Annotated in this window: 9 protein-coding genes and 1 pseudogene; 7 read left to right on the forward strand and 3 right to left on the reverse strand. The window is 61.6% G+C overall.

Annotated elements, in window-relative coordinates; all coding sequences use genetic code 11:
* Positions 1 to 300: pseudogene (locus ACP7AP_RS23395) on the reverse strand (hypothetical protein); the annotation flags it as partial.
* 340 nt (positions 301 to 640) lie between these two features.
* Between ACP7AP_RS23395 and ctaA the strand changes: the two are divergent.
* Genes ctaA through ACP7AP_RS23410 form a run of 3 tightly spaced genes read left to right on the forward strand, consistent with a single transcriptional unit; the run spans position 641 to position 4478 of the window.
* A complete protein-coding gene (gene ctaA / locus ACP7AP_RS23400; RefSeq protein ID WP_426038223.1) occupies positions 641 to 1810 on the forward strand; it encodes a heme A synthase in 1170 nt (389 codons plus the stop codon).
* Positions 1811 to 1836: 26 nt separating this feature from the next.
* Entirely contained in the window at positions 1837 to 3285 is a 1449-nt protein-coding gene (locus ACP7AP_RS23405; protein ID WP_426038239.1) for a carboxypeptidase M32, read from the forward strand.
* Positions 3282 to 4478, forward strand: coding sequence for an MFS transporter (locus tag ACP7AP_RS23410; RefSeq protein ID WP_426038225.1), 1197 nt, complete (start codon positions 3282 to 3284; stop codon positions 4476 to 4478). The genes ACP7AP_RS23405 and ACP7AP_RS23410 overlap by 4 nt, the downstream gene beginning before the upstream one ends.
* Before the next feature lie 20 nt (positions 4479 to 4498).
* Here ACP7AP_RS23410 and ACP7AP_RS23415 read toward each other — a convergent pair whose 3' ends face one another.
* Positions 4499 to 5296 (reverse strand): enoyl-CoA hydratase, encoded by a 798-nt coding sequence (locus tag ACP7AP_RS23415; RefSeq protein WP_426038227.1) that lies wholly within the window; start codon positions 5294 to 5296, stop codon positions 4499 to 4501.
* 55 nt (positions 5297 to 5351) lie between these two features.
* Here ACP7AP_RS23415 and ACP7AP_RS23420 point away from each other — a divergent pair, with 55 nt between their 5' ends.
* Positions 5352 to 5771: a PaaI family thioesterase gene (locus ACP7AP_RS23420; protein WP_426038229.1), complete on the forward strand. Its 420-nt coding sequence runs from the start codon at positions 5352 to 5354 to the stop codon at positions 5769 to 5771.
* A gap of 36 nt (positions 5772 to 5807) precedes the next feature.
* Here ACP7AP_RS23420 and ACP7AP_RS23425 read toward each other — a convergent pair whose 3' ends face one another.
* Positions 5808 to 6185, reverse strand: a complete 378-nt coding sequence (locus ACP7AP_RS23425) for a bactofilin family protein (RefSeq protein ID WP_426038231.1) — start codon at positions 6183 to 6185, stop codon at positions 5808 to 5810.
* A gap of 183 nt (positions 6186 to 6368) precedes the next feature.
* Here ACP7AP_RS23425 and ACP7AP_RS23430 point away from each other — a divergent pair, with 183 nt between their 5' ends.
* From ACP7AP_RS23430 to ACP7AP_RS23440, 3 genes are all read left to right on the forward strand, one after another.
* On the forward strand, positions 6369 to 7352 hold the full coding sequence (locus tag ACP7AP_RS23430) for an agmatinase (RefSeq protein WP_426038233.1): 984 nt from the start codon (positions 6369 to 6371) through the stop codon (positions 7350 to 7352).
* 71 nt (positions 7353 to 7423) lie between these two features.
* Positions 7424 to 9088: an amidohydrolase gene (locus ACP7AP_RS23435; protein ID WP_426038235.1), complete on the forward strand. Its 1665-nt coding sequence runs from the start codon at positions 7424 to 7426 to the stop codon at positions 9086 to 9088.
* Positions 9089 to 9527: 439 nt separating this feature from the next.
* A partial coding sequence (locus tag ACP7AP_RS23440; RefSeq protein WP_426038237.1) for a hypothetical protein occupies positions 9528 to 9728 on the forward strand: 201 nt, incomplete at its 3' end.

Genomic DNA, 9728 nt, shown 5'->3' on the forward strand with positions numbered 1-9728 from the left:
CGCCACCCATAACTCAGCATAGCGATCAAAACTGATCCGGGTCGCCTCTAAAGCCGCAGACGCGAGGTTCTGCGCCGCGTCAACATGTAGGCCGACCGGACTAAAAGGGATAAGCCTTTCCCGAAATAAAGGAACGAGCGCGATATCGGCGTTTGGATACTGAAAGCGCAGCTCGGCTTCATACTCAAGCTGCGCCAAATGACTTCCTCGAAAGTCGTCCTCATCCTTTTCAGGGATGTCATCCCAACTTAGCCATTCGCCATCTATCCAAAATGCATTGTCTGGTCCAAGAGCGTTCATTGGCAGGCCCCACAGAAATCCTATTCTGGCGCTGTTTCACAAGAGTCGGGAGAAATTATGGCCTTTTGGGAAATCCTACACTTCTTGTGGACCTTTCCGAAACTGGCGCGAAGTTGACATCCCAATTTCCCTTCCGATCAGCGTTGGGAGCCTCCGGCGGGGATATTTGATCCAAGGTGAAATGGTTTAGGGCATGCTTGGATGATCGGGAGGCAATCAGTGTCGCTGGCTTGCCCCGGTCACAACGGCGTGACGGTTTGCGGTATCTGGCCGCATGTCCGGGCCTTGAAGCTGCGGGGGGGGCGGCCTAGTGTTCGTCCAAGCAACGAAAGGGTTGGGCATGGCCACGAAGCGCAGCATTTTTGAGGAAGTAGGCCCCGGCGGGGCGGCGGTGGCGGCTCGGCAGGGCGGGTTGATTGATGGGCGCGGCAAAGGGGCGCGGCGGGGGATTCGGATCTGGCTGTTGGCGATCTTTGCTTTGGTCGCTTTGATGATCGCGGTGGGGGGGCTTACCCGGCTGACGGATTCCGGGCTTTCGATTACCGAGTGGAAGCCAGTGACGGGGGCTATTCCGCCGCTCAATGCCGCCGATTGGGCGGCGGAGTTTGCAAAATATCAAGCAAGCCCGGAGTTTCAGCTGCAAAACACCGCGATGACGTTGGATCAGTTCAAGTCGATCTTCTGGTGGGAATGGGGGCATCGCCAGCTTGGCCGGGTGATTGGGCTGGTTTGGGCGGTTGGATTCTTTGGGTTTTTGCTGGCGAAACAGATCCCGGTGGGCTGGACCAAGCGCTTGCTGGCCATCGGCGCTTTGGGTGGTCTGCAAGGTGCGATTGGCTGGTGGATGGTATCCTCGGGCCTGACCGGGGCGATGGTGGATGTGGCGTCTTATCGGTTGGCCACGCATCTGGGGTTGGCGTTTATCATCCTTGGGCTGATCACTTGGTATGCGCTTTTGCTGGGGCGGTCGGAGACGGATTTGCTGGTGGCGCGGCGGGGGGCTGAGCGCAAGTTGGTGGTGAAAGCCTCGGGCCTGATGCATCTGGCCTTTGTGCAGATTTTGCTGGGGGCGCTGGTGGCGGGAATTGATGCGGGCCGCGCGTTTCCGACATGGCCGGATATGAACGGACAGTTCTTTCCGGCGGATGCGTTCTATGTGCCGGATGGCGCGGGGGGCAGTTTGCCTGTGTGGCATGCGTTCTTTGAAAACCCCGGTCTGGTGCAGTTTATCCATCGGATGTGGGGCTATGGGCTGTTCGCCTATGGGGTTTTGGTCTGGCTGCGCGGTCGGGCCTCGGGCAATTTTGCGACGCGGCGGGCGTTCCATGCGGTGATGCTGATGCTGGTGGCGCAGGTGGGCTTGGGGATTTACACCGCGCTGACGGCGGCGCAGCCGCATATGGCGATCACGCATCAGGTGGGCGCGGTGGTTTTGTGGGTGTTGATCATCCGGGCGCGGCATTTGTCGATGTATCCGGTGGCGGGCTCGATCCGGGAGGGAACGGCGTGAAGAACAATCAAGCTTATGCAGAGTTGATGGCCTATCAGCGCGACACCGAGGCTTTGGGCAAGATTGCCGAGAGGACGGGCTGGGATCAGGAAACCATGATGCCGCAGGGCGCTGCGGATCAGCGCGGGGTCGAGATGGCGGCGATGGAGGGGGTGCTGCATGCGCGGCGTTGCAACCCGCAGATCGGCGCGTGGTTGGCGGATGCCGAGGCGGCGGATGATGCGGCGGCGGCGCAGTTGTATCAGATTGATCGGGCTTACAAGCGGGCGGTGAAGGTGCCGGGGGACCTCGCGCAGGAATTGGCGCGGGTGACGTCGCTGGCGCAGGGGATTTGGGCGCGGGCGCGGGCGGCGGAGAAGGTCGCGGATTTCCTGCCGACGCTGCGGCGGGTGATCGAACTGAAGCGGCAGGAAGCTGCGGCTTTGGCGGATGTTGGCGATCTTTATGACGCGTTGATAGATGATTACGAGTCGGGGGCGACGGCGGCGAGTTTGGGCGGCATGTTCGAGCGGATGCGGCCTCGGTTGGTGGCGCTGCGTGCGGCTGTTCTGGCGGCGAAGGCTCCGGCGGGGTTGAGCGGGCATTTCGCGCAGGATGCGCAGCTGCGGCTGGCGCGGGATGTGGCGACGGCGTTTGGCTATGACTGGACGCGGGGGCGGATTGATCTGGCGGTGCATCCGTTTAGCTCGGGCGGCGGCGATGATAGCCGGATTACCACGCGGGTGGTGGAAAGCGATCCGTTCAACTGTTTGTATTCGACGATCCACGAGGTGGGCCATTCCAGCTATGAACTGGCGATTGACCCGGATTATGGCATGACTCCGCTGGGGCATGGCGTCTCGATGGGGGTGCATGAAAGCCAGAGCCGGATTTATGAGAACCAGATCGGGCGCGGGCGGGCTTTGACCGGGTGGATGTATGGGCAGATGGTGGAGCGGTTCGGGCCGTTGTCGGTCGAGGGGCCGGAGGCGTTCTACGCGGCGGTGAACCGGGTGCATGCGGGTTTCATTCGGACGGAAGCGGATGAGGTGCATTATAACCTGCACATCATGATGCGGTTTGATCTGGAGCGGGCGTTGATCCGGGGGGATCTGGCGGTGGCGGATCTGGAGGCGGCTTGGAACGATCGCTTCTTCGCTGATTTCGGGCAGGTGGTGGATAGACCCAGCCATGGCGTGTTGCAGGATGTGCATTGGTCGGTGGGGCTGTTTGGCTATTTCCCAACCTATTCTTTGGGCAATGTCTATGCGGGCTGTTTGAACAAGGCGATGCGGGCGGCGGTGCCGGGGTTGGACGCGGCATTGGCGGTGGGCGATACTTCGGGGGCGGTGGGCTGGTTGCGCGAAAATGTGCAGCGGCATGGCGGGTTGCGCAATCCGCGCGACACCATTGCGCATGCTTGCGGGTTTGAGCCCAGCGAAGGGCCGTTGCTGGATTATCTTGAGGCGAAGTTTGGGGACTTGTATCGGTTGTGAACTGGTTGCAGGGCCAGGCGGCGGCGGTTTGGCTGTTGGCGCTTGGGCAGACGCTGACCTATGCCGGGGTGTATTACGCCTTTCCGGCGCTGTTGCCGGATTTGCGGGCGGCGACAGGGTGGTCGGTGGCGGAACTGGCGTTCGGGCCGACTTTGGGGTTTCTGGTGATGGCGGCTTTGACGCCGTTCAGCGGGCGCTGGGTGGATCGCGGCTGGGGTGGCGAGATGCTGACCTATGCGCCGATCTTCGCGGCGCTGGGCGTGGCGGGGTTGGGGCTGGCGGGGTCGCCCCTGATCTGGTTGGCGATTTGGGCGGTGATCGGGGCGGCGCAGGCGTGCTGTCTTTATGAATCCTGCTTTGCGTTTTTAACCCGGCGGTTGGGGTCTGAGGCGCGCGGCGCTATTACCAAGGTGACGCTGGTGGCGGGGTTTGCGGGCACTTTGGCGTTTCCTTTGGGCGATTTTCTGGGACGGGTTTTGGGCGGGCAGGGGGCTTTGATTGCCTTTGCCGGGCTGATGTTGCTGGCGGTGCCAATCAATGCTTTTGCGGTGCGGTCATTGCGGCGGATGGAACGGGCGGGCGGATTTGCGGTTGAAGCCGCGCCGGGGGCATTGGCCGAGGCGATGCGACGTCCGGCGTTTTGGGCGATCACGGTGGTGTTTGGCATGATCTGGCTGAACCACGGGATTTTGCTGACCTATGTGCTGATGCTGTTTGCGGATCGCGGGGCGGGCGCGGGGATGGCAGTGTTGGCCGCGTCCTGCATCGGGCCAAGTCAGGTGTTGGGGCGGTTGGTGTTGCTGTTTCAGGGCGCGCGGATTGGCAATGCACGCGCGACGGTGTGGTCGCTGATCGGGGTGGTGCTGGCGGGGCTGGCGTTGCTGAGTGCTGGTTGGTGGCCGCTGCTGATCTTTGCGTTTGCGGCGTTGCAGGGGGCCGGGGCGGGTTTGCTTTCGATCCTGCGGCCGATGCTGATCGTGGATATTCTGGGGCGGCGTGGCTTTGGCGCGATCTCAGGCGCGGTGGCGGTGGCACCGATCTTGGCCTCGGCGGCAGCGCCCTCGGTCGGGGCGGGGCTGTTGCATTTGGGCGGGCCGGGGCTTGTCTATGGGTTTTGCTTGGCGATGGGGCTGGGTGGATTGGCGATTGGGCTGGAGTTGTTGCGGCGGGAAGCAGACCGCGCGGCGGGGTGAACCCCGCCCTACCGGTGCCATCAGGTGGGTTTTGACCAATTCGGGGGGCGCTTTTGCAAGAAAGCGGTGAGGCCTTCGTCGGTGTCGGGCAGCAGGATGTTCTCGACCATGGTGGCCGAGGCTACTGCATAGGCTTCGGGCGTGTCGAGGGTGGCCGTTTCGCGGAAGGCGGCTTTGCCGAGGCGCAGGGCTGCGGGGAGTTTGGCGGCGAGGGTTGCGGCGAGGGCTTGCGTCTCGACCTCAAGGCTTTCGGGGGTGGTGAGGCGGTTGACAAGGCCGACCTCATAGGCGCGGGCAGCGTCGATGAATGCTCCGGTTGTCAGCATCTCAAAGGCGATGGCGGCGGGGATTTTGCGGGTGAGCGCGACCATGGGGGTGCTGCAAAACAGGCCGATGTTGATGCCGTTGACGCCGAAACGGGTGCCGGGGGCGGCGGTGATCATGTCGCAAGAAGCGGCGAGTTGGCAGCCTGCGGCGGTGGCAATGCCGTGAACCTGTGCGATTGTTGGTTTGGGCAGCTTTTGCAGGGCTTGCATGACGTCGGCGCAGAGGGCGAACAGGGTTTGGAAGGCATTGCGGCCTTGGTCGGGGGCTGTTCGGGCGGCTTGCATTTCGCGCAGGTCGTGGCCGGCGCAGAAGGCTTTGCCGGCACCTTTCAGGATGACGACGCGGATGCTGGGGTCGGCATGCAGGCGGGCGATTTCGGATTGCAGGGCGGTGAGCATCGCGGTCGACAGCGCGTTGAAGCTGGCGGGGGCGTTGAGGGTGAGGCTGGCGATGCCGCTTGCGTCGTGGCGTAACAGGATCTCGTTGCTCATTGCATCCCCCCTTGGATTGGCGGAACTCTAGGCGGGTGTGGGGCAGGGGGAAAGCATGATCGTGATGGACCGGGTGGCGTTGCAGGGGTTTCTGGCGCGGGAGTTTGCGCAGGTGGCCGACGATTTTGTTGTCGAGCGCGCGGATTCGGCGGGGGTGAGACTGCGGTTGCGGGTGCAGGACAAGCATTTGCGACCTGGGGGGACGGTGTCGGGGCCTGCGATTTTCGCTCTGGCGGATGTGGCGATGTATCTCGCCATTCTCAGCCGGATCGGGCCGGTGGCGCTGGCTGTGACGACGAATTGCAGTCTGGATTTCATGCGCAAGCCGGGCGCGGGGGTGGATATGCTGGCCGAGGCGCGGATGTTGAAGCTGGGGCGCAGCTTGGCGGTGGGGGATGTGATGTTGTTCTCGGAAGGCATGGTCGAGCCTGTGGCGCGGGCGGGGCTGACCTATTCGATTCCGCCGGGACGATAGGGAAAGCGAAAGGCGGGGTGAAGCCCGCCCTACCGATTACGCCTTGGCTTTGGTGAAGCGGCCTTCGATTTGCGCGCCGCTTTCGATGATCAGGGTGGTGTAGCTGATGTCGGCGGTGACCTGGGCAGCGGCGCGCAGGGTGAAGGTCTGGCTGTCAACCCGGCCCTCAAGCTTGCCTTTGACCTCAACCGTCTCGGCCGAGACTTGGCCCGAGACGCGGCCTTCGCCACCGATCAGCAGGCCGTGGGCGGAGAGCGTGCCTTCAATCTCGCCCAGCACTTCGATGGTGCCAGTCGAGGAGATATCGCCGATGATCTTCAGATCAGACGACAGCACAGAGCGGTTGTTGCTGCTGACATTGCCGCTGGTGGGGCGTGTCGGCGGGGCAGAAGGGTCGGCGGGCTTGGAAAACATGCGAAATCCTTGGGCGCGAAAGGGCTTGTTGCGGTGATAAGGACCGAAGGCGTGGCTCGGGTCAAGCCTTGGACTGGCGGGCGGTGTCGCGAAACGGCGATGCGGGTCGTGGTTCGGCTGACAAGCGCCGAAGGATTTGATCATATGGGGTCTGAGAATCGCCCCGAAGGGGGGGGGCAGGATATGACGCTCCGCAATATGAATGAATTTTTCGCGCCGGTCTCCGGCTTTGATCTGCCGCGATTCGCTGGCATCCCGACCTTTATGCGGCTGCCGCATGTGCCGTTTGAGCATGATCGGTTTGGTGAGGTGGAGATCGGGTTGATTGGGGCTCCGTGGGATGGCGGCACCACCAACCGGGCGGGGCCGCGGCATGGACCCCGGCAGTTGCGCGATCTGTCGACGATGATCCGGGCGATGAATGGGGTGACTTGGGTGGCGCCGTTTGAACTCGCCAACTGCGCCGATCTGGGGGATGTGGCGGTGAATCCGGCGGATCTGATCGATACGCTGGCGCGGATGGAGGCGTTTTATGCATCAGTCGTGGCGGCGGGGGTTTTGCCGCTGACCGGGGGTGGCGATCATTTGTGCTCGCTGCCGATCCTGCGGGCGGTCGCCAAAGCGCGACCTGTGGGGATGATCCAGTTCGACAGCCATACGGATTTGAACGATGTTTATTTTGGGACATCGAAGTATAACCACGGCACGCCGTTTCGCCGCGCGGTGGAGGAGGGCTTAATCGACCCCAAGCGCTACTGTCTGATCGGGATTCGCGGCACGGCTTATGGGCGCGAAGACTGGGATTTCGCTGCCGCCAATGGCATCAGGATCATCGCGATTGAGGAGTTCCATGCGCGGGGTGTGGAGGATGTGATGGCTGAGGCGCGCGAGATCGTCGGATCGGGTGACACCTACATTACTTATGACATAGATTTCGTCGATCCGACCTTTGCGCCGGGAACAGGGACGCCGGAAGTGGGCGGGCCGAATTCGTGGCAGGCGTTGCAGGTGGCGCGGCTGTTGAAGGGGGTCAATATCGTGGGGGCTGATCTGGTTGAGGTGTCGCCACCGTTTGATGCCAGTGGCGGCACGGCGTGGCTCGGGATCTCGATCATGTTTGAGATGCTGTGTGTGATGGCCGAGCGGGTTGCGGCGTTGCGGGGATAACGGGCGGTGCGCTTGCTGAGGCGGTGGTGCCTCCGGCGGGAGTATTTTTGCCAAGATGAAAGGCTAAGAGAATGACGGTTGAGATGATTGTGACCAATGCCAAGGTTTTGACGATGGATGTGCTTAGGCCTCGGGCAGAGGCAGTGGCTTTGGCGGGCGGCGAGATTGTGGCTGTGGGGACGGCGGCTGAGGTGGCGGCGCTGGCGGGGGCTGAGACGCGGGTGATTGATGCGGGCGGGCGGACGTTGTTGCCGGGGTTCTTTGAGAGCCATCTGCATCTGGTGTTGGGCGGTAATGAGTTGGTGCAGTTGCAGATAGGCTCGGTGCATGGCTTTGAGGCGTTGAAGGCGGCGTTTGAGGCTTATGCTGTGCAATATCCGGCCAATGCGCTGCTGATGGCGCAGGGCGCGTCTTATGAGATTTTGGATGCTCCGGTCACGCGGCATGATCTGGACCGGGTGATTGCGGATCGCCCGATTGCGATGATGTCGCCGGATCACCACACGGTTTGGGCGAATACGGCGGCTTTGACTGCGGCCGGGTTGCTGCATGGGGCTGCGATGCCGCATGGGCATGAGGTGGTGATGGGTTCGGACGGGACGGCGTCAGGTGAGTTGCGCGAGTTTGAGGCGTTTGGGCCGATCCTTGCTTTGGGCGGCGAGGCGCATTTGCAGTTGGGGATTGCCACGGGGGGGGAGCCGGACCCGTGGCCCTCGGATGCAGTGCGCGCCAAGGATAAGGACAAGATCGCGGCGGGGCTGGCGCATTGCGCGGCGCATGGGATTACGTCGATGGTGAACATGGACGGCAATCGCTACACCTGCCAGCTTTTGCGCGAGATGAAAGACGAAGGGCGGCTGACCGCGCGGGTCAAGGTGCCGTTCCATTTCAAGCCGCATATGGAGTTGTCGGAACTGGAGCGGGCTTCGGCGATGACCGCCGAGTATCATGACGATTGGGTGTCGTCGGGCTTTGTGAAGATGTTTATGGATGGCGTGGTCGACAGCCGGACGGCGTTTATGTTGGATGATTATCCGGGGACAACGGAGCGCGGCGAGCCACTGTTTGAGCCAGAGCGGTTCAAGGCGATCTGTGCCGAGATTGATCGGCGGGGCTTGCAAATTGCGGTGCATGCGATTGGCGATGGCGCGGTGCGCACCACGATTGATGGCTATGAGGCGGCGGGGGTTGCCAATGGCCTGCGCGATATGCGGCATAGGATTGAACATATCGAGTTGATCTCGCGCAGTGATATTCCTCGGCTGGGGGCGTTGGGGATCACGGCCTCTGTGCAGCCGCCGCATCCGCCGGGTGCTATGGATTTCCCGATGTCTACTATGGAGACGGTGTTTGACCGGGATCGCTGGGTCGATGCCTATCTGTGGAAGACGCTGCGGGATCAGGGCGCGCCTTTGGCTTTTGCCAGCGATTGGCCGGTGACGGACGTGTCGGTGATGCGAGGGCTGCAGGCAGCGCTGACGCGGGTGCCGTTTGAAAGGGCTGCGGATGAAAGGGTCAGCCTGATCGACAGCCTTTACGCCTATACGGCAGGCGGGGCTTGGGCTGCGCATATGGAAAGCATCACCGGCAAGCTGGTTGTGGGGTTAGCTGCGGATCTGGTGCTGATTGATGGCGATATCGAAGCGATTGCAGCAGGGGATCTGGGCAAAACCGGAATCGCGCTGACGATTGCGGGCGGAAACATCACCTATCAGGGGACCGAATTCGCCGTCTGAGGGCTGGATTCGGAAAGATTCGGCGCGTTGAAGCCCGAATCAAAGGCGCAGATTCGGGGTTTGACCCGGATTTGCGCCTTTTGCCTGTGCAGCGCCTGCCTAACGAAGCAGCAGTGTCTGCGAAAATTCCCTGTAAACATTGAGCGTGACAAGAAAATGACATCAACCTGCATTTTTCCTCTTGCGGGTTTCGGCGACTAACCCTAGATACCGCCTCACCGAAGACGAACAGACGCAGCGATGCAGACGGGGTGGAACGGGAAGCGAGACGAAACGCTCGTAACGAAATTTTGGATGCACGAAGGCAAGACGCCCGAAGTTCGGGTGTGCTGTTTATTGTGTGTCCGCGCTCTTTGAAATTGATGAATAGTTGAAGGGATATGTGGGCGGTTTGGGCGCATCGGCGTCAAACACGTAGCATATCTGACCAGCAGGGAATGTGGGAGACCACGCTACCGATGACCTGGTAAAGCTTCACTGTTTTGCGGCTTTTGTTGTTTCGACAACCAAAGCACAAAACGGAAAGACCTTGTTCTTAGGAGCAAGGCAGATGTGCGAAGGTTCGACGTCAAGAACTGTAGAGATACAGTTTCAACTTGAGAGTTTGATCCTGGCTCAGAATGAACGCTGGCGGCAGGCC

Source organism: Cypionkella sp. TWP1-2-1b2, assembly GCF_049896245.1.
Taxonomy (GTDB): domain Bacteria; phylum Pseudomonadota; class Alphaproteobacteria; order Rhodobacterales; family Rhodobacteraceae; genus Cypionkella.

What these genes read in the sequence shown, in the direction of transcription:
- ctaA (WP_426038223.1), top strand. Translation starts at nt 641, where the DNA reads ATGGCCACGAAGCGCAGCATTTTTGAGGAAGTAGGCCCCGGCGGGGCG.
- ACP7AP_RS23405 (WP_426038239.1), top strand. Translation starts at nt 1,837, where the DNA reads ATGGCCTATCAGCGCGACACCGAGGCTTTGGGCAAGATTGCCGAGAGG.
- ACP7AP_RS23415 (WP_426038227.1), bottom strand. Translation starts at nt 5,296, where the DNA reads ATGAGCAACGAGATCCTGTTACGCCACGACGCAAGCGGCATCGCCAGC.
- ACP7AP_RS23420 (WP_426038229.1), top strand. Translation starts at nt 5,352, where the DNA reads ATGATCGTGATGGACCGGGTGGCGTTGCAGGGGTTTCTGGCGCGGGAG.
- ACP7AP_RS23425 (WP_426038231.1), bottom strand. Translation starts at nt 6,185, where the DNA reads ATGTTTTCCAAGCCCGCCGACCCTTCTGCCCCGCCGACACGCCCCACC.
- ACP7AP_RS23430 (WP_426038233.1), top strand. Translation starts at nt 6,369, where the DNA reads ATGACGCTCCGCAATATGAATGAATTTTTCGCGCCGGTCTCCGGCTTT.
- ACP7AP_RS23435 (WP_426038235.1), top strand. Translation starts at nt 7,424, where the DNA reads ATGACGGTTGAGATGATTGTGACCAATGCCAAGGTTTTGACGATGGAT.